This is a genomic window from Chromobacterium sp. CCUG 76385, from assembly GCF_059916625.1.
Map to the genome: position 1 here is coordinate 299,910 of NZ_JAUCGU010000002.1, position 20,261 is coordinate 320,170.

Annotated in this window: 21 protein-coding genes, 1 tRNA gene and 1 pseudogene; 7 read left to right on the plus strand and 16 right to left on the minus strand. The window is 64.6% G+C overall.

The genetic code is table 11. From position 1 onward, the window contains the following. Positions 1-13: 13 nt before the first annotated feature. From QUG01_RS03280 to QUG01_RS03305, 6 genes are read right to left on the minus strand one after another with little or no spacing between them, the layout of a single operon-like run. Positions 14-604, minus strand: a complete 591-nt coding sequence (locus QUG01_RS03280) for a malonic semialdehyde reductase (RefSeq protein WP_500828867.1) — start codon at positions 602-604, stop codon at positions 14-16. Further along, a complete protein-coding gene (gene motD, locus QUG01_RS03285; RefSeq protein WP_500828868.1) occupies positions 601-1,398 on the minus strand; it encodes a flagellar motor protein MotD in 798 nt (265 codons plus the stop codon). The genes QUG01_RS03280 and motD overlap by 4 nt, the downstream gene beginning before the upstream one ends. A 16-nt stretch (positions 1,399-1,414) precedes the next feature. After that, a complete protein-coding gene (locus tag QUG01_RS03290; RefSeq protein ID WP_500828869.1) occupies positions 1,415-2,353 on the minus strand; it encodes a S49 family peptidase in 939 nt (312 codons plus the stop codon). A gap of 43 nt (positions 2,354-2,396) precedes the next feature. Next, entirely contained in the window at positions 2,397-2,756 is a 360-nt protein-coding gene (locus tag QUG01_RS03295) for a Rieske (2Fe-2S) protein (RefSeq protein WP_500828870.1), read from the minus strand. Then, on the minus strand, positions 2,732-3,388 hold the full coding sequence (locus QUG01_RS03300; RefSeq protein ID WP_500828871.1) for an HAD family hydrolase: 657 nt from the start codon (positions 3,386-3,388) through the stop codon (positions 2,732-2,734). The genes QUG01_RS03295 and QUG01_RS03300 overlap by 25 nt, the downstream gene beginning before the upstream one ends. Further along, positions 3,388-4,326, minus strand: a complete 939-nt coding sequence (locus QUG01_RS03305; RefSeq protein WP_500828872.1) for an RluA family pseudouridine synthase — start codon at positions 4,324-4,326, stop codon at positions 3,388-3,390. The genes QUG01_RS03300 and QUG01_RS03305 overlap by 1 nt, the downstream gene beginning before the upstream one ends. Before the next feature lie 527 nt (positions 4,327-4,853). Between QUG01_RS03305 and QUG01_RS03310 the strand changes: the two genes are divergently transcribed. From QUG01_RS03310 to QUG01_RS03325, 4 genes are all read left to right on the plus strand, one after another. Beyond that, entirely contained in the window at positions 4,854-7,817 is a 2,964-nt protein-coding gene (locus tag QUG01_RS03310; protein WP_500828873.1) for an Rne/Rng family ribonuclease, read from the plus strand. Positions 7,818-7,913: 96 nt separating this feature from the next. Further along, a tRNA-Asn gene (locus tag QUG01_RS03315) sits at positions 7,914-7,989 on the plus strand. Between the two features lie 179 nt (positions 7,990-8,168). Then, positions 8,169-8,771, plus strand: a complete 603-nt coding sequence (locus QUG01_RS03320) for a phosphatase PAP2 family protein (RefSeq protein WP_500828874.1) — start codon at positions 8,169-8,171, stop codon at positions 8,769-8,771. Between the two features lie 141 nt (positions 8,772-8,912). Next, complete coding sequence (locus QUG01_RS03325; protein ID WP_500828875.1) at positions 8,913-10,205, plus strand: L-cysteine desulfidase family protein; 1,293 nt, start codon at positions 8,913-8,915, stop codon at positions 10,203-10,205. A 64-nt stretch (positions 10,206-10,269) separates the two neighbouring features. On the opposite strand, the gene QUG01_RS03330 is transcribed toward QUG01_RS03325, so the two are convergent. From QUG01_RS03330 to QUG01_RS03350, 5 genes are all read right to left on the minus strand, one after another. Then, entirely contained in the window at positions 10,270-11,199 is a 930-nt protein-coding gene (locus tag QUG01_RS03330; protein WP_500828876.1) for a CysB family HTH-type transcriptional regulator, read from the minus strand. Beyond that, positions 11,196-12,269 (minus strand): sulfate/molybdate ABC transporter ATP-binding protein, encoded by a 1,074-nt coding sequence (locus tag QUG01_RS03335; RefSeq protein ID WP_500828877.1) that lies wholly within the window; start codon positions 12,267-12,269, stop codon positions 11,196-11,198. Before QUG01_RS03335 ends, QUG01_RS03330 begins: the two co-directional genes overlap by 4 nt. Before the next feature lies 1 nt (position 12,270). Further along, on the minus strand, positions 12,271-13,149 hold the full coding sequence (gene cysW / locus QUG01_RS03340) for a sulfate ABC transporter permease subunit CysW (protein ID WP_500828878.1): 879 nt from the start codon (positions 13,147-13,149) through the stop codon (positions 12,271-12,273). Continuing rightward, positions 13,149-14,006, minus strand: coding sequence for a sulfate ABC transporter permease subunit CysT (gene cysT / locus QUG01_RS03345; RefSeq protein ID WP_500828879.1), 858 nt, complete (start codon positions 14,004-14,006; stop codon positions 13,149-13,151). Before cysT ends, cysW begins: the two co-directional genes overlap by 1 nt. 480 nt (positions 14,007-14,486) lie before the next feature. Continuing rightward, positions 14,487-15,482 (minus strand): sulfate ABC transporter substrate-binding protein, encoded by a 996-nt coding sequence (locus QUG01_RS03350; protein ID WP_345909944.1) that lies wholly within the window; start codon positions 15,480-15,482, stop codon positions 14,487-14,489. Between the two features lie 206 nt (positions 15,483-15,688). Here QUG01_RS03350 and QUG01_RS03355 point away from each other — a divergent pair, with 206 nt between their 5' ends. The 3 genes from QUG01_RS03355 to QUG01_RS03365 are packed head-to-tail and all read left to right on the plus strand — an operon-like array spanning position 15,689 to position 17,285. Then, the gene (locus QUG01_RS03355; RefSeq protein WP_500828880.1) at positions 15,689-16,564 is read left to right on the plus strand and encodes an EAL domain-containing protein; all 876 of its coding nucleotides are present in this window, start codon (positions 15,689-15,691) and stop codon (positions 16,562-16,564) included. A 40-nt stretch (positions 16,565-16,604) separates the two neighbouring features. Beyond that, complete coding sequence (locus tag QUG01_RS03360; protein ID WP_500828881.1) at positions 16,605-16,802, plus strand: hypothetical protein; 198 nt, start codon at positions 16,605-16,607, stop codon at positions 16,800-16,802. Beyond that, positions 16,803-17,285, plus strand: coding sequence for a GNAT family N-acetyltransferase (locus QUG01_RS03365; RefSeq protein ID WP_500828882.1), 483 nt, complete (start codon positions 16,803-16,805; stop codon positions 17,283-17,285). Between the two features lie 77 nt (positions 17,286-17,362). Here the strand turns inward: QUG01_RS03365 and QUG01_RS03370 are convergent, their stop codons facing one another. The 5 genes and pseudogenes from QUG01_RS03370 to QUG01_RS03390 form a co-directional block, all read right to left on the minus strand. After that, positions 17,363-17,920: a phosphonate degradation HD-domain oxygenase gene (locus QUG01_RS03370; protein ID WP_500828883.1), complete on the minus strand. Its 558-nt coding sequence runs from the start codon at positions 17,918-17,920 to the stop codon at positions 17,363-17,365. Beyond that, on the minus strand, positions 17,920-19,056 hold the full coding sequence (locus tag QUG01_RS03375) for an alpha-D-ribose 1-methylphosphonate 5-triphosphate diphosphatase (protein ID WP_500828884.1): 1,137 nt from the start codon (positions 19,054-19,056) through the stop codon (positions 17,920-17,922). The genes QUG01_RS03370 and QUG01_RS03375 overlap by 1 nt, the downstream gene beginning before the upstream one ends. Further along, positions 19,053-19,760 (minus strand): phosphonate C-P lyase system protein PhnL, encoded by a 708-nt coding sequence (phnL, locus tag QUG01_RS03380; RefSeq protein WP_500828885.1) that lies wholly within the window; start codon positions 19,758-19,760, stop codon positions 19,053-19,055. Before phnL ends, QUG01_RS03375 begins: the two co-directional genes overlap by 4 nt. Before the next feature lie 4 nt (positions 19,761-19,764). Next, the gene (locus QUG01_RS03385) at positions 19,765-20,076 is read right to left on the minus strand and encodes a hypothetical protein (RefSeq protein ID WP_500828886.1); all 312 of its coding nucleotides are present in this window, start codon (positions 20,074-20,076) and stop codon (positions 19,765-19,767) included. A gap of 14 nt (positions 20,077-20,090) precedes the next feature. After that, positions 20,091-20,261: pseudogene (locus QUG01_RS03390) on the minus strand (IS1595 family transposase); the annotation flags it as partial.

Genomic DNA, 20,261 nt, shown 5'->3' on the forward strand with positions numbered 1-20,261 from the left:
GGGCCAGCGGGAATTACAGGATGCGGCAGGCTTCTTCGAAGCTGAAGCGCGGCGAGCGCGGGAACAGCTTGTCTGCCGCGCCGTAGCCCAGGTTGATCAGGAAGTTGGACTTGAAGCGGCCGTCCGGGAAGAAGGCGGCGTCCACGGCGGCATTGTCGAAGCCGGACATCGGGCCGCAATCGAGGCCCAGAGAGCGGGCGGCCAGGATCAGGTACGCGCCTTGCAGCGTGCCGTTGCGGAAGGCGGTGGTGTTGATCAGTGCCTCATTGCCTTCGAACCAGCTCCTGGCGTCGGCGTGCGGGAATAGCTTGGACAATTCTTCATAGAAGCGCGTGTCGTGGGCGACGATCACGCAAACTGGCGCGGCCATGGTCTTTTCCACATTGCCTTCTGCCAGGCACGGCTTCAGCTTGGCCTTGGCCTCGGCGCTCTTGACGAACACCAGGCGCGCCGGCGAGCAGTTGGCGCTGGTCGGCGCCTGCTTCAGCAGGTCGTACAGCTGATGCAGCAGCTCGTCGTTCACCGGCCGCGGTTGCCAGTGGCTATGGGTGCGGGCGTTCAGGAACAGTTGTTCCAGCGTGGCGTGCGAAAGGGGAGTGCTCATGGTTTGACCTCGTTGGGGGTGGGGGATGCCTCAGCCGCTCCGGCAGTGTTGTTCGCCTGCACGGATATTGTCACGCGGCGATTGCGGGCGCGGCCCTCGGCTGTGGCGTTGTCGGCGGCGGGCAGGTTGGCGCCATGGCCAACCGCGACCAGCCGCTGCGGCAGCACGCCGTTTTCCTCGAACAGCCGGACGATGCCGCCGGCGCGCGCCGCGGACAATTCCCAGTTGGACGGGAAGTTGGCTGTGCTGATCGGGACGTTGTCGGTAAAGCCTTCCACCTTGATGGAGTTGTCCACGCCGGCCAGCAGCTTGGCCATGCTGGACATCAGCGGCATCGACTGCGTGCTGGGTACGGCCTGGCCGACTGCGAACAGGGCGCTGTCGCGCACCTCTATCGTGATGCCCTGGTCGTTCTGGGTGATGGTGACTTCGCCGCTCTGCACCAGCGGGTTCAGCACTTTGGCCAGATTCTGCGTCAGCTGGCTGAGTTTGGCGGTTTCCTGGGCCGGATGGCCGGACTTGATGGCCTTGCCGATAGGTTTGGTCTGCGGAATTTCTATCAGGGTATTGGCGCCGCCGGTGGGGGGCGAGGTTTGCACCGTGACCATCGTTCCGCTGCGGAAGGCGTCCATGATGGCCGACGACATGACGCGGTATTTGCCTTCGTTCAGGGACGAGATGGCGTACATCACCACAAAGAAGGCAAACAGCAGGGTGATGAAGTCTGCGTAGGAGACCAGCCACCGCTCGTGGTTTTCGTGCTCTTCTTCATGCCGCTTGCGTCGGGATGCCATGGCCGCCTCCGCTTGATCAGAACAGTTTGGTGTCGAACAGCGACTTCACGCCGCCGGCGAATTCCACGCCGATGCGGCGCGCCACGCGGCTGGAGAAGTCGTCCTGTTGAGTGTAGTCCACGGTCTTTTCCGCCTTGATCACGTTGCGGGCAACCGAGGCCACGGTGCCGTAGCCGTCGGCCAGGCCCAGTGGGATGGCTTTTTCGCCCAGCCACACCATGCCGCTGAACAGCTGTGGGTCATTTTTCAGGCGGCTGCCGCGGCCGGCTTGCACGGCCTGGATGAACTGGGTGTGGATGTCATCCAGCAGCTGCTGGCGAATGGCCTCGTGCTTGGGGTTGGTCGGCGAGAACGGATCGCCCATCGCCTTGTTTTCGCCCGAGGTCTTCAACCGCCGTTCCACGCCGAGTTTTTCCAGCGCGCCGGTAAAGCCGAAGCCGTCGGACAGCACGCCGATGGAGCCGACGATGCTGGCCTTGTCGACATAAATCTTGTCGGCGGCGGAGGCGATGTAATAGCAGCCGGATGCGCATACTTCGCTGACCACCACATAGACCGGAATATTGGCGTGCAGCTTCTTCAGCCGCCGGATTTCATCGTAGACCATGCCGGACAGCACCGGGCTGCCGCCGGGGCTGTTGGCGTCGATGATGATGCCTTTGGTGTTGCGGTCGCGGAAGGCTTCATCCAGCGCTTCGGTCATTTTCTTGCCAGTGTCGTTTTCGCTGCTGATGGCGCCGTCCAGCTGGATCACGGCGCTATGGCCGCTGCCGGTCAGGCTGGCGCCGGCCTTTTCCTCGCTGCGCATGAACAGGCTGACGGCGATGAAGCCGATGATGGCCAGCCAGATCAACCGGAAGAAGATTTTCCATTGCCGGCTGCGGCGTTGCTCCACCAGGGCGGCGGAGGCCAGTTTTTCCAGTAGTTGTCGTTCCCAGTTATGGGTGTCGCTCATGATAGATTTCGCTCCGGAGATAATCCCGGCAGTCTAGCAAAAATCATCCGGGCATGACATTGAGCCAGACTTGGCCGTTTTCTTCAATCACGTCGAGGGCGGTCAGCGATTGGCCCCGGCACGGCCCCCAGCTGCAATAGCCGGTGGCGGGGTGGTAGCGCGCGCCGTGCATGCTGCAGATCAGGTGGTGGCCGCTTAGGTCGAACAGCTTGCCGTCTTGCAGGTCCAGCTCAACCGGGACATGGCAGCAACGGTTCAGATAGCCATGCACCTGGCCGCGGTAGCGGATGGCGAAGGCGGGCAGGCGGCTGCCGTCGGCTTGCGCGATTTCAAAACGGTGGGCCAGGCCGCCGTCTTCAAGTTGCGCCGAAGCGCAGATCAGCACAGCCTGGGCAGCAGCCATGATGCCAGCTCGGGCAGCGAGTGGACGATGGCGCGCGGCTGGCAACGCTGCAGATGCTCGCTGGCGTGCGCGCCGTGGCCGATGCCCACGCTGTGGCAACCGGCATGGTTCGCCATCAGCAGGTCATGGCTGGTGTCGCCTATCATGACGGTGCGGCCGCGTTCCACGCCGAAGAAATCCGTCAGCTGCAGCAGCATGTCCGGATGCGGCTTGGAGTGGCATTCGTCCACGGTGCGGGTGGCGTCAAACAGCTCCGCTATGCCGGCTGCCGCGAGCGCGCGGTTCAGGCCGGCCCGGCTGCTGCCGGTGGCGATTGCGACGAAGACGCCGTGAGCGCGGATGGCTTCCAGCGTTTCGCGGGCGGCGTCGAACAGGGTGACTTGGTCCAGATTGGCCTGGTAGTGGCGGCGGAAGGCGTCGATCAAATCCGGCAAGCTATCAGTTTGCCGCTCGGGGCAGAACTGCCGCATCGCATCGGCCAGCCGCAGGCCGATGACGTGGCTGGCGGCCTCGCGTTCCGGAACGGGGAGGGCGAGGTCGCGGCAGGCTTGCTGGATGGCATGGACGATATGGCCAGTCGAATCCATCAGTGTGCCATCCCAGTCGAACACTACCAGATCATACTCACGCATCAGCGCCGCTCCAGGGTTTTCAGGAATTTTTCCAGCTCCGGCGGCAACGGCGCTTCCAACTGGAGGGGCGCGCCGGTCAGCGGGTGCGGCAGGCGCAGGCTTCGGGCATGCAGGAACATGCGCTTCAGGCCGCGTTTGGCCAGTTCCTTGTTCAGCGCGAAGTCGCCGTATTTCTCGTCGCCGGCGATGGCGCAGCCATTGGCCTGCATGTGCACGCGGATCTGGTGGGTGCGGCCGGTGCGCAGGTGGGCTTCCACCAGCGTGAATTCCGTGTAGCGCTGCTGGATGGCGAAGTTGGTGTGGGCGTATTGGCCGTCGTCGCCTTCCGCTACCTTGACCCGGCGCTCGCCGTCCGGCGTGTGGAACTTGAACAGCGGCAGCTTCACCTGTTTGATGTTTTCCGGCCAGTGGCCGGTGGCCAGCGCCAGATAGCGCTTGTCCGGCACATTGTCGCGCATCATGTCGTGCAGTTTGGTCAGCGCGGAGCGTTTTTTGGCCAGCATCAGCAGGCCGGAGGTTTCGCGGTCCAGCCGGTGCACCAGCTCAAGATAGCGCCATTCCGGGTGGGCGCGCCGCAATTGCTCGATCACGCCGAAGGACACGCCGCTGCCGCCGTGCACGGCCACGCCGGCCGGCTTGTTGATCACCAGCAGCGCGTCGTCCTCGTAGATGACCGGGAAGGTGGCGGCCGGCACGACTTTTTCCGGGCGCTCGGCGATGCGGATCGGCGGAATGCGCAGCGTATCCCCGTCCGCCACCCGGTAGCTGGCGTCGACGCGGCCTTTGTTCACGCGCACTTCGCCGGAGCGCAGAATGCGGTAGATATGGCTCTTCGGCACCCCCTTGAGCAGGCGCTGCAGGTAGTTGTCCAGCCGTTGGCCGGCATCTTCTGCGGTGACTTCAAGGAAGGTTACGGAATCTTTGCGAATGTCTGTCATATTGCTTATACTTGTGGCGCTGTCCGTGGTGCGTGGCACCCTAGAGCGGACGGCGGCCGGAAAACCACGATCACGGGTTGTTTTGCGTGATGCTGCTGCGGAGATCCGAAATGGCCGGCAGGGGCCAACTCCTGACCTGATGCCGTTTGTCACAGCCGCAGCCAAGGTTAACTCGCTCACCGAAAAGTAGCGATGGTAATGCATTTATACGCATAACGCACTCACGAGTATTCCATCTTTCGATGCCAAGCCAGTCGAGAGATTTCGCAGCGAAGTTTGACCCGGCATGCCAGCCGTCCTGCTGTGTTTGTCCCGCCTGGTAGGCGGGATCGGCGACAACGCCGATGCGCCGGTTGCGCACAGAATAGCGGGGCTGCATGTGACTCAATTCAGGAAGTAGGCTGTCAAAGCAAACCTGTTTTTCTCGATCTTTACCTCGACACTTCTTTCGGAAAGCGCCCATTTATAGTCACTGGGCCGTCAAATACTGGCTGCGTCCTTGCGTGAGTGCTGCGCAAGGAATGTAAATGAAACGTATGTTGTTCAACGCGACGCAAGCTGAAGAGCTGCGCGTCGCCATTGTCGATGGGCAAAAGCTCGTCGACCTCGATATCGAGACCGTAGGCAAAGAGCAGCGCAAGGGGAATATCTACAAGGGTGTGATCACCCGCATCGAACCTTCGCTGGAAGCCTGCTTTGTCGATTACGGCACGGAACGCCACGGCTTCCTGCCGTTCAAGGAAGTGTCCCGCTCCTATTTCCAAGGCTATGAAGGCGGTCGTCCGCGCATTCAGGACGTGCTGCGCGAAGGCATGGAAGTGGTGGTGCAGGTGGAGAAGGACGAGCGCGGCAATAAAGGCGCGGCGCTGACCACCTATATCAGCCTGGCCGGCCGTTATCTGGTGCTGATGCCGAATAACCCGCGCGGCGGCGGCGTATCGCGCCGCATCGAGGGCGAGGAGCGCCAGGAGCTGAAAGACCTGCTGTCACAACTGGAAGTGCCTCACGGCATGAGCCTGATCGCCCGCACCGCCGGCATCGGCCGCAATCTGGAAGAGCTGCAGTGGGACATGGGTTACCTGATGCAGCTGTGGCGCGCCATCGAAGGCGCCGCCGGCGCGCAGTCGGCGCCGTTCCTGATCCTGCAGGAAGGCAGCCTGGTGATCCGCGCGATCCGCGACTACTTCCATCCAGACATCGGCGAAGTGCTGATCGACACCGACGAAATCCACGACCAGGCCCGCCAGTTCATGAGCCATGTCATGCCTAACATGCTGTCGCGTGTGAAGCTGTACAAGGATCATGTGCCGCTGTTCTCCCGCTTCCAGATCGAACACCAGATCGAAACCGCCTTCTCGCGCAGCGTGCAGCTGCCGTCGGGCGGCGCCATCGTGATCGACCACACCGAAGCGCTGGTGTCGGTCGACGTCAACTCCGCTCGCGCCACCAAGGGCGCCGACATCGAGGAAACCGCGGTCCGCACCAATCTGGAAGCGGCCGAAGAGATCGCCCGCCAGCTGCGTCTGCGCGACTTGGGCGGCCTGGTGGTGATCGACTTCATCGACATGGAAAACCCGAAGAACCAGCGCGACGTGGAAAACCGCCTGCGCGACGTTCTGAAGCATGACCGCGCCCGCGTGCAGATGGGCAAGCTGTCGCGCTTCGGCTTGCTGGAGCTGTCCCGTCAGCGCCTGCAGCCGTCGCTGGGCGAGACCAGCCACGAGCCGTGTCCGCGTTGCCATGGCATCGGCTTCATCCGCGGCACCGAATCGTCCGCGCTGCACATCCTGCGCATCATCCAGGAAGAGGCGATGAAGGAAAACACCGGCGCGGTGCACGCGCAGGTGCCGGTCGACGTGGCCACCTTCCTGCTGAACGAGAAGCGCGCCGAGATCCACTCCATCGAAGAACGCCTCGATGTGGACGTGGTGCTGATCCCGAACATCCACCTGGAAACGCCGCATTACAAGATCGTGCGCGTGCGCCACGACGACCTGGCCGAAGTGGGCGAAGCCGCGAGCTACACCCGCGTCGAAGTGCAGGAAGAGGATGTGATCACCAACTTCGGCCAGGAAAAGCCGAAGGTGGTGCGCCAGGAAGCCGCGGTCAAGGGCATCACGCCGCAGCAACCGGCGCCGACCGCTGCGCCGGCCCCGGCCGCCAAACCGGTGGAGCAGGCTGGCCTGTTCTCCGGCATCGTGTCCTGGTTCAAGGGCCTGTTCGCCGAGCCGGAGAAGGTAGCCGAGCCGGAGAAGAAAAAGCCGGCTCCCGCAGCCGCCCGCAACGAGCAGCGCGGCAACCGTTCGCGTCAGCAGGAGCGCCGTACCGGGGCCCAGGCTCGCCGCGAGCACGAGCAGCGTCGCCAGACCGTTCAGGATGAGGTGAAGCCGCGCCGCCAAGACGAACGCAAGGATGCCGAGCGCCCGGATCGCAAGGATGCGGAACGCAAGGAGCCTGTTCGCGAACGCGAAGAGCGCAACGAGCAGCAGCGCGAGCGCGGCAATCGCCGCCGCGAGCGCGAGGGCCGCGAACCGCGCGAAGCGAAGGAAGTCCGCGAGCAGCAGCCGCGTGAAGAGCGCGTGAGCGACAAGGCTGAAAAGCAGGACAAGCCGCAGCAGGAGCCGCGTCGCCGTCAGGCGCCGGTTGCCGCTCCGGTTGAGGTTGAGGTTGAGAAGCCGCTGGCGCAAGAAGAATTGCGCGCCGAAGGCATTGAAGGCGAGCAGGCCGAGCAGCAGGAACGCGGCGAGCGCCGCCGCCGCCGCAGCCGCCGCGATCGTCGCCGCGACAATCCGGAAGCCCAGGTGGAAGGCGTGGCAGCCGAAACCGGCGCCGAAGCGCCGTTGGCGGAAGCCGCCGGCGTAGCCGCCGCAGCCGCCGTGGCAGTGGCTGCGGTGGAAGTGGCAAGCGAAGCGCCGGCAGCCCAGCTGGTTGAAGTGGAAACCAAGCCCGCCGAAGCGGTGGCGAGCGAAATCCCTGCGGCTGTGGCCGCGCTCGAGGCGGCGCCGGCGGTGGCTGAAGTCGCCGAAGCGGCAGAGCCTGAGGTGGTGGAGATTCAGCCGGTTGCCGAGCCGGTTGTGGCGCCGGTGGTGGTGGCCGAACCTGAGCCCGAAGCCGTGGTGGCGACGCCGGCGCTTGAAGTTGAAGCGCAAGTTGAAACGCAAGCGGCTGAGCTGGTTGAGCCAGTTGTCGAGGCGGCTCCTGTCGTAGTGGTGGAGCAAGTTGTAGCCGTGGCGGCTCAGGTTGAGGCGCTTGCCGAGGCGCAGCCGTCCATCGAGCAGGCTCCGCAGGCGGTTGAGACCGTTGTCGAGGCCAAGCCGCTGGATCTGGGCGGGCTGGTCATGGTTTCGACCAAGCCGGCGCAACTGCAGCCGCAAGCGGTAGAAGAGCCGCTGCTGCCGCAAGGCCCGCGCCGCCGCGACGTGGTAGGCCAAGCGCAAGCCGACGTTGAGCAGCCGGTGCAGTTGATGCAGGTAGAAACCCGCCAGGGTTGATCCTGCTGGGCGGGGAGGGCGCAAGTCTTCCCTGCCCAGATTTCTGATGTGTTGACGAGGAATGGGATGTAGGTTATTATCCTTTTCTCTAAATGTTCCCTGATAGCTCAGTCGGTAGAGCGACGGACTGTTAATCCGCAGGTCGCAGGTTCGAGCCCTGCTCGGGGAGCCAGAATTTAAAAGCCCGCATCATTTGATGCGGGCTTTTTGCTTTGCTTCATCCTGCTGTCCGATCCCGGCGCGGGTGGCGCCCCGTTTCATGGAAATGGAACAAAACAGTCATATTCATGACTAATCTTCCAATCTCAATACTTTCCTGGCCGAGACGCGTTCCGGCCAGTTCGGTGACCGATGGCATTTCTCGAATCCTTCAATCAATCGCTGTTTCTGTTGATCAACGCTACACCGGCTAGCGCGCCGTTTTCCATCCAGCTGGCTACTTTCATCGCCCGTGATGTGATGCGCCTGTTGCCAGTGCTGCTGTTCGCATTATGGCTATGGGGGCGCCCTGCGCTGCGCGACACCATACTGAAAGCCCTGCTGTTTACCGGCGTCGCCTTGCTGGGCAACTGGCTGATCGGGCTGGCCTGGCCCCATCCGCGGCCCTTCGCCGTGCCTATCGGCTATACCTTTCTGGCGCATGATGCCACGCCATCGTTTCCCAGCAACCACGGCACGATTTTTGCCATGATGGCGCTGTGCTGGTGGTTCAGCCCGGCGCGCGGCTGGGGCTGGCTGTTGGCGGTTGCCGGTGCGGCCGTGGCCTGGTCCAGAGTCTTTCTTGGCGTGCATTTCCCCTTGGACATGCTGGGGGCCTTGCTGGTGTCCATCGCCTGGTATGCGGCGTTGTCGCCTGCGTGGGCGCGATATGGCGCCGCCTTGACCGGGATGGCCGAGATGCTATACCGGCGCTTGCTGGCCAAACCCATCGCCCAAGGGCGGATCCGGCACTGAGCGTAGCCGCCGGCCTTTGTTTGATCGGAATGCTGCGCTGCTTCGGATAGCCTATTTCTTAAGCACACGCGATCGCCGCTTGGTGGTAAAGTAAACAAAAGTTATTTGTTTATATCAATTGCAGTGGTATCGGGAATGAGCATGTCTGAACGCGAAATGAGCTTGTGGCCGGAATTCGTCAAGGCCTTGAAGCAGGAAGTGGTGCCGGCCTTGGGCTGTACCGAGCCGATCTCGCTGGCGCTGGCCGCCGCGCTGGCCGCGCGGGAACTGGGCAAGACGCCGCAGCGCATCGACGCTTCGGTGTCGGCCAACCTGATGAAGAACGGCATGGGCGTGACCGTGCCGGGCACCGGCACCGTCGGTCTGCCGATCGCCGCCGCCGTCGGCGCGCTGGGCGGGGATCCGGACGCCAAGCTGGAAGTGCTGAAGAACCTGACTGTGGAGCAGGTGGCCGCCGGCAAGCAGATGCTGGCCGAGGGCAAGGTCAAGTTGGGCGTAGCCGCGGTGCCGAATATCCTGTACGCCGAAGCCTGCGTCTGGCACGGCGAAGAATGCGCGCGCGTGGCCATCGCCGACGCCCATACCAATGTGATCCGGATAGAGCGCAACGGCGAGGTCTTGCTCAAGCGCGAGGCGGCCGACGCCAAGCCGGTGGAAAGCTACGATCTGGGCGACGCCACCGCGCGCGACGTCTACGACTTCGCCACCCGCGCCCCGCTGGAAATGATCGAATTCATCCACGACGCCGCGGTGCTGAACAGCGCCTTGGCCGATGAGGGCATGAGCGGCAAGTACGGCCTGCACATCGGCGCCACGCTGCAGCGGCAGATTGAGGCCGGTTTGCTGTCCGAGGGTTTGCTGTCGCGCATCCTCACTCGCACCACCGCCGCGTCCGACGCGCGCATGGGCGGCGCCACGCTGCCGGCGATGAGCAATTCCGGCTCCGGCAACCAGGGCATCGCCGCGACCATGCCGGTGGTGGTGGTGGCCGAGCACGTCAAGGCCGACCGCGAGACCCTGATCCGCGCGCTGGCCTTGTCGCATCTGATCGCCGTCTACATACACACCCGCCTGCCCAAGCTGTCCGCGCTATGCGCCGTCACCACCGCGTCCATGGGGGCGGCGGCCGGCATGGCGCAGTTGCTGAACGGCGGCTATCAGGCGGTCAGCATGGCGATTTCCAGCATGATAGGCGATTTGGCCGGCATGATCTGCGACGGCGCGTCCAATAGCTGCGCGATGAAAGTGTCCACCTCGGCCGGTTCCGGCTACAAGGCGGTGCTGATGGCGCTGGACGGCACCCGCGTCACCGGCAACGAAGGCATCGTCGCCCACGACGTGGACGTGTCCATCGCCAATCTAGGCAAGCTGGCCACGCAGGGCATGGCGCAGACCGATACCCAGATCCTGCAGATCATGATGGATAAACGCTGAGTCAGCCCATCGCGTCATGAAACAGGCCCGGCATTGCCGGGCCTGTTTGTTTAAGTGCAGAGGCCTAATCCTGCGTCGCCGGACTCAGCGCCTGGCGCACGCTGGCTTCGTTCAGCGCCGGCGCGCACAGTTCGATGAAGCGGTAGGCGTAGCTGCGCAGATAATGGCCGCGGCGGATGGCGATGCGGCTGGTCTGCTGGCCGAACAGCGGCGCGCCTTCCACCACCTTGACGCTGGTATCGCGGCGCGGGTCCACCGCCATGGAGGCGACGATGCCGACGCCCAGCTCCAGTTCGACATAGGTCTTGATCACGTCGGCGTCCAGCGCCGACATCACGATGTCCGGCGCCAGGCCGGCTTCGGCGAAGGCATTGTCTATCCTGGCGCGGCCGGTGAAGCCGTTGTGGTAGGTGACGATGGGGTGCTCGGCCAGCGCCTCCAGCGTCAGCGGCGCGTCATGCAGCGGATGATCGGGCGGGGCGATCACGCAGTGATGCCAGCTGTAGTAGGGGAAGGACACCAGTTCCGGCACCTCATGCACGGCCTCGGTGGCGATGCCGATGTCAGCCTCGCCTTCCAGCAGCAGCTTGACCAGCTCGGCCGGGCTGGCCTGATGCAGCACCAGATGCACGCGCGGGAAGGCGCGCTTGAACGCGGTGACCACCTGCGGCAGCGCGTAGCGCGCCTGGGTGTGGGTGGTGGCGATGGTCAGCTGGCCCTCTTCGCGCAGGCTGAATTGCTGCGCCAGCCGCTTGATGTTGCCGGCGTCCAGCAGCATGCGCTCGACGATGGTCAGCAGCTCCTTGCCGGGGTCGGTCAGGCCGAGGAAGCGCTTGCCCTTGCGTACGAACAGCTCCACGCCCAGTTCGTCCTCCAGGTCCTTGATATGCTTGCTGACGCCGGATTGCGAGGTGTACAGCGCGTTGGCCACTTCGGTCAGGTTGAAGCCCTGACGCACCGTTTCGCGGATGATGCGCAGTTGCTGGAAGTTCATGCCTCGGCTCCTTGCGCAGCGGCAAACACGCGGGCGGCGCGCGCCTGCAGCCGCACCGGCTGGCCGGCGGCCAGCGTTTGCAGCAGCGGGGCGTCGGCCGGCAGTTCGGCGTCGAAGGTCTGGCCGGCCAGTTCGTCGCGTCCTTCCAGCTCTACGCGGGCCAGGCCGCCCAGCGTCAGCACGCGCTGCACGCGCGCGGGCAGGCCTGGCCCATGATCCGGGACGATGGCCAGTTCGTGCGGGCGGATGAAGGCCTCCACCGGCTGGCCGTGCGGTTGTTGATGGTCGGCGTCCAGTATCTGCCCGCCCACCGCGATGGCGCCCGGGCCGCTGATGCCGCGAATGCGGTTGGCGCTGCCAAGGAAGCCGTAGACGAAGGCGCTGGCCGGCTGGCTGTACACCTCGGCCGGCGAGCCGATCTGCTCCACCTGGCCGTGATTCATCAACACCACCCGGTCCGCGACTTCCAGCGCCTCTTCCTGATCGTGGGTGACGAACAGCGAGGTGATGTGCAATTCATCGTGCAGCTTGCGCAGCCAGCGGCGCAGCTCCTTGCGCACCTTGGCGTCCAGCGCGCCGAACGGTTCGTCCAGCAACAGCACGCGCGGCTGCACCGCCAGCGCGCGGGCCAGGGCGATGCGCTGGCGTTGGCCGCCGGACAACTGGGCGGGGAAGCGGTCGGCCAGCCAGTTCAGCTGCACCAGGTCCAGCAGCTCATGCACGCGGCGGGCGATCTCTGCTTCGGACGGCCGTTCGCGGCGCGGCTTCATGCGCAGGCCGAATGCCACGTTGTCGAACACGCTCATATGGCGAAACAGCGCGTAGTGTTGGAACACGAAACCGACCTGGCGCTCGCGCACATGGGTGGCGGAGGCGTCCTCGCCATCCAGCAGCACGCGGCCGCGATCAGCCTGCTCCAGGCCGGCGATGATGCGCAACAGCGTGGTCTTGCCGCAGCCGGACGGACCCAGCAGCGCCACCAGCTCGCCGCTGGGGAAGTTCAGGCTGACATCGTTCAGGGCGACGAAGTCGCCAAAAGCCTTGCGGATGTTTTCTACTTGTATGCTCATCTCAGTTTTCCTTGGCGCCGCGCCATTCCACCCAGCTCTTCAGCGCCAGCGTGACCAGTGCCAGCAGGGCCAGCAAGGACGCCACGGCGAAGGCCGCAGCGAAATTGTACTCGTTGTAGAGGATTTCCACGTGCAAGGGCAGGGTATTGGTTTCGCCGCGGATATGGCCGGACACCACCGACACCGCGCCGAACTCGCCCATCGCCCGCGCGTTGCTGAGGATCACGCCGTACAGCAGCGCCCAGCGCACATTGGGCAGGGTGACGTGCCACAGCACCTGCCAGCCGCGCGCGCCCAGCACCACGGCGGCCTCTTCTTCCTCGCGGCCCTGCGCTTCCAGCAGCGGGATCAACTCGCGGGCGACGAAGGGCACGGTGACGAACAGCGTGGCCAGCACGATGCCGGGCACCGAGAAAATGATCTTGAAGCCATGCTCGGCCAGCCAGGGCCCCAGCCAGCCTTGCTGACCGAATACCAGCACGAAGATCAGGCCGGCGACGACCGGCGACACCGAAAACGGCAAATCGATCAGCGTGATCAGCAGCTGTTTGCCGCGGAAGTCGAAGCGGGTAACCGCCCAGGCCGCGGCGACGCCGAATACCAGATTCAGCGGCACGGAAATCACGGCGGCCAGCAGGGTCAGCCGCACGGCGGACAGCGCGTCCGGCTCGGCCAGCGCGGACAGGTAGGTCTGCCAGCCCTTGGCCAAGGCTTCCGCGAACACCACGAGCAGCGGCAACAGCAGGAATACCGCGAAGAAACTCAGCGACAGTGTCAGTATCAGCCATTTCACCGCGCCCGATTCGCGGGTGGCGGCGCGGGTTGCCAGCAGCGCGGCCTTGTCCGCGCCGGCATGCAGTTGGGACAGCGCGGCGGCCATCAGCGGCCTCCCGCGCGGCCGTGGCGGCGCGCGCTCCAGTATTGCAGGCCGTTGATCGCCAATAGCAGCAGGAAGGACGCCGCCAGCATCACGCTGGCGATGGCGGTGGCGCCGGCGTAATCAAACTGCTCCAGCTTGCTGATGATCATCAGCGGCGTGATTTCCGACACCATGGGCACATTGCCGGCGATGAAGATCACCGAGCCGTATTCGCCCACTGCGCGGGCGAAGGCCAGCGCGAAGCCGGTGAGCAGGGCCGGCTGCAGCGTGGGCAGGATCACGTGGCGAAAAGTCTGCCAGCGGCGCGCGCCCAGGCAGGCGGCGGCCTCTTCCCGCTCGGTTTCCAGGTCTTCCAGCACCGGCTGCACCGTGCGCACCACGAAAGGCAGGCCGATGAAGACCAAGGCCACCAGCACGCCGAGCGGGCCGAAGGCTACCTTGATGCCCAGCGGCTCCAGATACTGGCCCAGCCAGCCGTTGCCGGCGTACAGCGCGGTCAGGGCGATGCCGGCCACAGCCGTCGGCAGCGCGAAAGGCAGGTCCACCAGCGCGTCGATCAGCCGCTTGCCGGGGAAGCGGTAGCGCACCAGCGACCAAGCCAGCAACAGGCCGAACACGCTGTTGATGGCGGCGGCGGCCAAGGCCATGCCGAAGCTGAGCCGGTACGAGGCCAGCACGCGCGGCGAGGCGGCGGCCTGCCAGAAGCTTTCCAGCGGCTGGCCGGCGGCGCGCAGGGCCACGGCGCTGAGCGGGATCAGCACCAGCAGCGACAGATAGCTGACGGCGAAGCCCAGCGACAGGCTGAAGCCAGGCAACACGCGGGGAGGATGGGGTGGAGGAGCGAGCGTCGCGGACATCGGTGGATTCCAATTCATATAACCAGATAAACGATATCTGCGAGGCTCTTATTCTGAAAATAAGTATTTCTTCAATGCTTATTCGATATTATGCAAAACGGGCGGAGGTGAAATGGTCAGCGAAATGTGGTTTGTTTGAACCTAGACTGAGGAGTCCGCTATGCGGACAATATTTTAGGTGCCGGTTCCGCCCGGCAAACGGGCCAGGGGCTGAGCGGCCAGCCCCTTGGCAATTCCAGGCCGCCCCTGCCGCCCGCGAAACCCCTGCAAAAAAACGCCTGGCCTGGCGCCGCCGAAACTAGCCGCGCGCTAGCGTCGCGCGGCGTCGAACAAGTCGGCGGCTTAAAACCTGGCCAGGCACTTTTTTGCCGGCGCGTGTGGAAGGGGGAGCTGTCGCGTCACCGACCATTCGTCTAAACGATATCACTAAAAACAAACCGCCCGGCGTTGCGTCCGGGCGGTTTTGAATAGCGGGGAGTTTCAGCGCGCCACAATCTGATCGAACACGCCGCCGTCGGCAAAGTGCGTTTTCTGCGCCTTCTGCCAGCCGCCGAATACCTGATCGATGGTGAACAGCTTGACCTTGCTGAACTGGCCGGCGTACTTGGCCGCCACTTGCGGATCGCGTGGACGGTAGTAATGCTTGGCGGCCAGGTTCTGCCCCTCGGGGGTGTACAGATATTGCAGATAGGCCTCGGCCACTTTGCGGGTGCCGCGCTTGTCCACCACCTTGTCCACCACGCTGACCGGCGGCTCCGCCAGGATGGAAACCGACGGCGTGACGATGTCGAACTTGTCCGGCCCCAGCTCCTTGGTGGCCAGATAGGCCTCGTTTTCCCACGACAGCAGCACGTCGCCGATGCCGCGCTGGGTAAAGGTGATCAGCGAGCCGCGGGCGCCGGAGTCCAGCACCTTCACATTGCCGTACAGTTTTTTCACGAAGTCGCGCGCCTTGGCCTCGTTGCCGCCGGGTTGTTGCAGCGCGTAACCCCAGGCCGCCAGATAGTTCCAGCGTGCGCCGCCGCCGGTCTTCGGATTCGGAGTCACCACCTCCACGCCGGATTTGACCAGATCGTTCCAGTCCTTGATGTGCTTGGGATTGCCTTTGCGCACCAGGAACACGATGGTGGACGAGTAGGGCGAGGCATTGTGGGGCAGGCGCTGCTGCCAGTTGGGCGCGATGGACTTGGCCTGGCTGGAGATTTCATCAATGTCGTAGGCCAGCGCCAGCGTCACCACGTCGGCGTCCAGGCCGTCTATCACCGAGCGCGCCTGCTTGCCGGAGCCGCCATGCGATTGTTTGATGGTGACGGTTTCGCCGGTCTTGGCTTTCCAGTATTTGGCGAAGGAGGCGTTGAAATCCTGGTATAGCTCGCGCGTCGGGTCGTAGGAGACATTGAGCAGGGTCACGTCGGCAAAGGCCGAGGCGCTGCCGGCGAACAGCAGGGCGAGGGCGAGGCGTTGCAGCGGGCGCATGATGGTTCCCATGGTGTTTTCGAAAGGATGCTATGCACTGTAGGCGGGGCTGGCTCGAGGCGGGAAGCAAGAAAATATGCAGTCGATATGCAAAAAAATGCAAAAGCGGCCATTTCGTAAAAACCGATAGGCATATCGTCAAATCGTATATTACGTTGTCACATCCGGGGCTATAGTGGCGCCAAACCCACTCCCTGGTTACGGTCATGAAACGATTCAAGCCCGCCAAGTCGCTGCCGGCCGGTTTCACTCCTCCCATGCTGGCGGCCTGTCAGCAGTTGCTGCAGCAGGAAGGGGTTCAGGCGCGTTTGCAGTGGAACGAGCAGGAGGTATTCGCCAGCTTCGACGGCTGGTGGCTGTGCAGCGGCTTCATTCCGCAAACCCGCTTGCGAGAAGGCCGCTGCCAGCTGCTGCAATACGCGGCGCGGCTGCGCATTTTCGGCCAGTTCGGGCAGACGTTGCCGGCCAACTGGTTGTTCGCGATGAATTACGGCGAGGCCAAGGCCGTCGCTTTGCTCAAGCTGATTCGCGTGCTGCACGTGCTGAACCATCTGGGCCGCAATGGCCGCCACCTGCCGCTGCGCATAGACGTCGATCCGCGCATTTGCCATGCGTACAGCGACCGCATCGTCGACTTCACCGCCCGGCTGTTGGACACGCAGGAGTTCCCGGCCAGCCAGGCGCCTATGTTGCTGTTTCTGGACCAGCGCACCGCTGAGCTGGGCTTGGGCCTGGTGCGGCGCTACCGCCAGCATGGCCATCGGCTTGGCCTGGGCGACTTCGGCGCCGGCAGCCAGGATCTGCTGCGGCTATGGCGGCTGGAGCCGGACATGCTGGCGCTGGCGCCCAGCTTCATGGGCCGCGCCATCATGTATCCCAAAGTGCGCGACCAGTTGCTGGCGCTGATGCCTCAGTTGGCGGAGCAGGGTTTTGCGCTGGCGGTGGAGGACATCGTCTGCGACAACATGCTGGAGCTGGCGCTGAAGATGGGGGCGGACTACTGTTCCGGCCCCTTGCTGTCGGAACGCTTGCGGCGTGAGCGGGCGGAAAGAGCGCTGGATGGATATGATATTGCCTGTTAGGATGTTTGCATTATTTCATATTGTTTAGGAGGGAGGTGCGATGAAACATCTGGCATGGGCAATGGTGTGCGCGCTGGGCTTGTCGGCCTGCGTGATCGGTAATACTGACGGTTACCGCGACGCGGCGCAATTGCAGCGCATGACTGATCAGGCCGTGAAAACCTGCGGCCAGGGCAAGGTCAAGTCGGTGAGCTATAGCAGCTTCACCTGCGTGGCGGGCGACGCGGTGGCGAAGTAAATGCCGACGCAGGACGAGAATGAACAAACCATGCGGCCTATGTCGGATGTCGAAGCCAACCCGCTGTACCAGCTGATCGAAGCCGTGCCCGATGTGGAAACCTACCGCCGCTTGCGCGCCGAATCCGGCCTCAGCCCCAAGACGGAAGAGGCCGCACGCCGCGGTCTGGCTGGCACGCTGTTCGCCGTGCAGGTATGCTGCGGCGGCGAAACCGTCGGTATGGGCCGGGTGATAGGCGACGGCGGCTGTTTCTACCAAGTGGTGGACATCGCCGTGCTGCCGGCGCATCAGGGCCTGGGACTGGGCAAGCGCATCATGGCGGCCATTTCGGGCTACATAGAGCGCGAGGCGCCGGCCAGCGCTTACATCAGCCTGATAGCCGACGGCGACGCCAAACATCTGTACGCCCAGTTCGGCTTCAAGCCGACCGCGCCGAGGTCGGAAGGCATGGCGCTGTTCAAGCGCGCAGCCCAGCAGCCTTAGCGGATCGCGATCCACCTGACCGAATCCAGACACGGTTGCCGTAGCCAAAGGAGCCGGCGGTCACGGCCGGTTCCAAGTCAGACTCGACTGCTGGCCAGATGCTCGGCCATCAGCCGCCACACCCAGTCCGCCGCGTCCAGGTTCCAGCCGCCGTCCTTGGCGGCTTCGTCCAGCCGGCGGATCGCCAGAATATCGTCCAAGTCCGGCAACCGGGCGAACGCTTCCGTCTCGTCCGCGCGCATCGGCCCGCCCTGGTAGCCCAGCGTGGCGGCGCTGGCCGGCGACAGCGCGGCCAGATACGCCGGGTCGACCGCGCACAGGTAGCGTTTGGCCTCGACGTGCATGCCCACCAGCCGCGCCAGCCGGGGCGAGAAACCCAGCTGCAGCAGGTAGTCGCGCGCCAGCTTGTCGTGGGCCAGCACGCCGTAGTCGCTCATCGTCTCCGCGCCGTCGTGTTCCAGCAGGTGGCCGACGTCGTGCAGGAAGGCGGCCAGCGCCATCTCGTCGTCGTGGCCCCAGTCGCGCGCCAGCGTGGCGGCCTGGATGGCGTGGTCGAACTGCGAGACTGCCTCGCCGTAATGGCAGGCGCCGTGTTCGCGGTACAATTGCTGCAAAACAGCGATGGCGTCGCGCATCAGAATACCCTCCTGCCGCTGTTCCAGACTTGCTGTACCAGCGGCACGTCGCCATGAACGATCATGGCCGCCAGATCGGCGCGCTGGCCGACGGCAATGTCGCCGCGGTCTGCCAAGCCTACCGCGCGTGCCGGATTCAGGCTGACGGCGGCGACGGCGCGCGGCAGGCTCCAGCCCGCCTGCGCGTGCAGCAGCCAGGCGCCGTGCAGCAGGCTGGCCGGCACGTAGTCGGACGACAGGATGTCCAGCAAGCCATGGCGGGCCAGCTCCAGTGCAGCCACATTGCCGGAGTGGGAGCCGCCGCGCACCACATTCGGCGCGCCCATCACGGTGGCGAGGCCGTGTCGTTTCGCTGCTGCGGCGGCTTCCAGCGTGGTGGGGAATTCCGAGATCGCCACGCCGTCGCGCAGCGCTTCGTCTATGTGGGCGGCGTCGGTGTCGTCGTGGCTGGCCAGCGCGATGCCGCGCGCCCGGGCCATTTCCACCACCGCCTGCTTGTGGCGGCCGGCGAACTCGGCCTGCTTGGCCTTGCGTTCCGCCACGGCCGCGAGGAAGGTCTCCTCGTTCCAGCCTACCTTTTTCTTGCCATAGTATTTTTTGTATTGCTCCAGGTCGCGGTACTGGCGCTGGCCCGGCGTATGGTCCATCACCGATACCAGCTTTACCGCCGGGTGGGCGATCAGCGGCGTCAACTCGTCCAGCAGTTGCGGAAAGGCCAATTCGCAGCGCAGGTGGAAAAAATGCTCCGCGCGCAGCGCGCCTTCGTCCATGCCCTGGTTGATGGCGGCGAAGGCGCTGTGCAGCGTGTCCAGCCGCACGCTTTCGCCTTCTAGATCGCCCACCGCCAGCGCGTCCAGCACCGTGGTGATGCCGGCGGCCACGCATTGGGCGTCGTGGGTGATCACCGCCGGCAGAATCGGCCACACCACGCCGTTGCGCGGCATCAGGTGTTTTTCCAGATTGTCGGTGTGGATCTCCACCAGTCCCGGCAGCAGCAGGGCGCCGGCCAGGTTTTCGCCAGCAGGCTGCGGTTGTTCGTGGATGGCGGCGATCCTGCCGTCTTCAATTTCCAGCGCGCCGTTGTCGATGACGCGGTCGGCCAGCACGATGCGGGCGTGGTTCAAAATCTGTTTCATGCTGCGATTTCCGTTTGTTGCGCCAGGGGGACCTGGAAGACGTGGGTGGCGATGGCGTCGCGGGTGGGCGCGTCGTGGAAGATGCCGATCAGCGCCGCGCCGCGGGCTAGCGCTTCGCGCATCAATTGGATCACCACCTCGCGGTTGGCGGCGTCGAGGGATGCAGTCGGCTCGTCCAGCAGCAGGATGGGCCGCGGCGCGATCATGCCGCGCGCGATGTTGACCCGCTGCTGCTCGCCGCCGGAGAAGGTGGCCGGCGGCAGGCGCCACAGCCGCTCGGCGATATTCAGCCGCGCCAGCCATTCGCCGGCGGCCTGCCGCGCCTCGGCGTCGGCCGCGCCCCATTCGCGCAGCGGCTCGGCGACGATGTCCAGCGCCGACACCCGCGGGATCACCCGCAGGAACTGGCTGACGTAGCCCAAGGTATGGCGGCGCACGGCGGCGATCTCGTGCGGCAGCGCCTGGGCCATGTCCACCCAAGCGCCCTGGTGGAGCACGCCGATGCGGCCGCGTTCTACCAGATAGTTGGCGTACAGCGCCTTCAACAGCGTGCTCTTGCCGGCGCCGGACGGGCCGGCAAGCGCTACGCACTCGCCGGCGGCCGCCTGCAGCGAAACGTCGCTCAGAACCGGCAGTCGCAGCCCGCCCTGCTGGTGCAGGGTGAAGGTCTTGCTCAGATTTTGCGCGTCTATCAATAGATTCATGATTTCAGGCCTGCAGGATGGAAGACACCAGAAGCTGGCTGTACGGGTGTTGCGGGTCGTCGAGGATCTGGTCGGTGAGGCCGGCCTCCACCACGCGGCCCTTCTGCATCACCAGGGTGCGCTGCGCCAGCAGCCGCGCCACGCCCAGATCGTGCGTCACCATGATGACGGCGATGCCGGCGTCGCGCACCAGGCGCCGGGTCAGGTCCAGGAAGCGCGCCTGCACCGACACGTCCAGGCCGCCGGTCGGCTCGTCCATGAATACCAGCCGCGGCTGCGTGACCAGGTTGCGGGCGATCTGCAGCCGCTGCTGCATGCCGCCGGAAAAGGCTATGTCCCAATTGTAAGTTGGTAGCCTCTCCCCACCGCTTCCTGCAAACAATGCACAGGTTGTATCTGCTGATGATAGCGCTCCAACATTCGCCGCCATCCCAGGTAATTGACCAGATATTTGGTCGCAACCCCATGAAAGCGCGCCATCCATGCCTTCAGCCGACTGTG

What these genes read in the sequence shown, in the direction of transcription:
- QUG01_RS03280 (WP_500828867.1), bottom strand. Translation starts at nt 604, where the DNA reads ATGAGCACTCCCCTTTCGCACGCCACGCTGGAACAACTGTTCCTGAAC.
- motD (WP_500828868.1), bottom strand. Translation starts at nt 1,398, where the DNA reads ATGGCATCCCGACGCAAGCGGCATGAAGAAGAGCACGAAAACCACGAG.
- QUG01_RS03290 (WP_500828869.1), bottom strand. Translation starts at nt 2,353, where the DNA reads ATGAGCGACACCCATAACTGGGAACGACAACTACTGGAAAAACTGGCC.
- QUG01_RS03295 (WP_500828870.1), bottom strand. Translation starts at nt 2,756, where the DNA reads ATGGCTGCTGCCCAGGCTGTGCTGATCTGCGCTTCGGCGCAACTTGAA.
- QUG01_RS03300 (WP_500828871.1), bottom strand. Translation starts at nt 3,388, where the DNA reads ATGCGTGAGTATGATCTGGTAGTGTTCGACTGGGATGGCACACTGATG.
- QUG01_RS03305 (WP_500828872.1), bottom strand. Translation starts at nt 4,326, where the DNA reads ATGACAGACATTCGCAAAGATTCCGTAACCTTCCTTGAAGTCACCGCA.
- QUG01_RS03310 (WP_500828873.1), top strand. Translation starts at nt 4,854, where the DNA reads ATGAAACGTATGTTGTTCAACGCGACGCAAGCTGAAGAGCTGCGCGTC.
- QUG01_RS03320 (WP_500828874.1), top strand. Translation starts at nt 8,169, where the DNA reads ATGGCATTTCTCGAATCCTTCAATCAATCGCTGTTTCTGTTGATCAAC.
- QUG01_RS03325 (WP_500828875.1), top strand. Translation starts at nt 8,913, where the DNA reads ATGTCTGAACGCGAAATGAGCTTGTGGCCGGAATTCGTCAAGGCCTTG.
- QUG01_RS03330 (WP_500828876.1), bottom strand. Translation starts at nt 11,199, where the DNA reads ATGAACTTCCAGCAACTGCGCATCATCCGCGAAACGGTGCGTCAGGGC.
- QUG01_RS03335 (WP_500828877.1), bottom strand. Translation starts at nt 12,269, where the DNA reads ATGAGCATACAAGTAGAAAACATCCGCAAGGCTTTTGGCGACTTCGTC.
- cysW (WP_500828878.1), bottom strand. Translation starts at nt 13,149, where the DNA reads ATGGCCGCCGCGCTGTCCCAACTGCATGCCGGCGCGGACAAGGCCGCG.
- cysT (WP_500828879.1), bottom strand. Translation starts at nt 14,006, where the DNA reads ATGTCCGCGACGCTCGCTCCTCCACCCCATCCTCCCCGCGTGTTGCCT.
- QUG01_RS03350 (WP_345909944.1), bottom strand. Translation starts at nt 15,482, where the DNA reads ATGCGCCCGCTGCAACGCCTCGCCCTCGCCCTGCTGTTCGCCGGCAGC.
- QUG01_RS03355 (WP_500828880.1), top strand. Translation starts at nt 15,689, where the DNA reads ATGAAACGATTCAAGCCCGCCAAGTCGCTGCCGGCCGGTTTCACTCCT.
- QUG01_RS03360 (WP_500828881.1), top strand. Translation starts at nt 16,605, where the DNA reads ATGAAACATCTGGCATGGGCAATGGTGTGCGCGCTGGGCTTGTCGGCC.
- QUG01_RS03365 (WP_500828882.1), top strand. Translation starts at nt 16,803, where the DNA reads ATGCCGACGCAGGACGAGAATGAACAAACCATGCGGCCTATGTCGGAT.
- QUG01_RS03370 (WP_500828883.1), bottom strand. Translation starts at nt 17,920, where the DNA reads ATGCGCGACGCCATCGCTGTTTTGCAGCAATTGTACCGCGAACACGGC.
- QUG01_RS03375 (WP_500828884.1), bottom strand. Translation starts at nt 19,056, where the DNA reads ATGAAACAGATTTTGAACCACGCCCGCATCGTGCTGGCCGACCGCGTC.
- phnL (WP_500828885.1), bottom strand. Translation starts at nt 19,760, where the DNA reads ATGAATCTATTGATAGACGCGCAAAATCTGAGCAAGACCTTCACCCTG.
- QUG01_RS03385 (WP_500828886.1), bottom strand. Translation starts at nt 20,076, where the DNA reads ATGCAGCAGCGGCTGCAGATCGCCCGCAACCTGGTCACGCAGCCGCGG.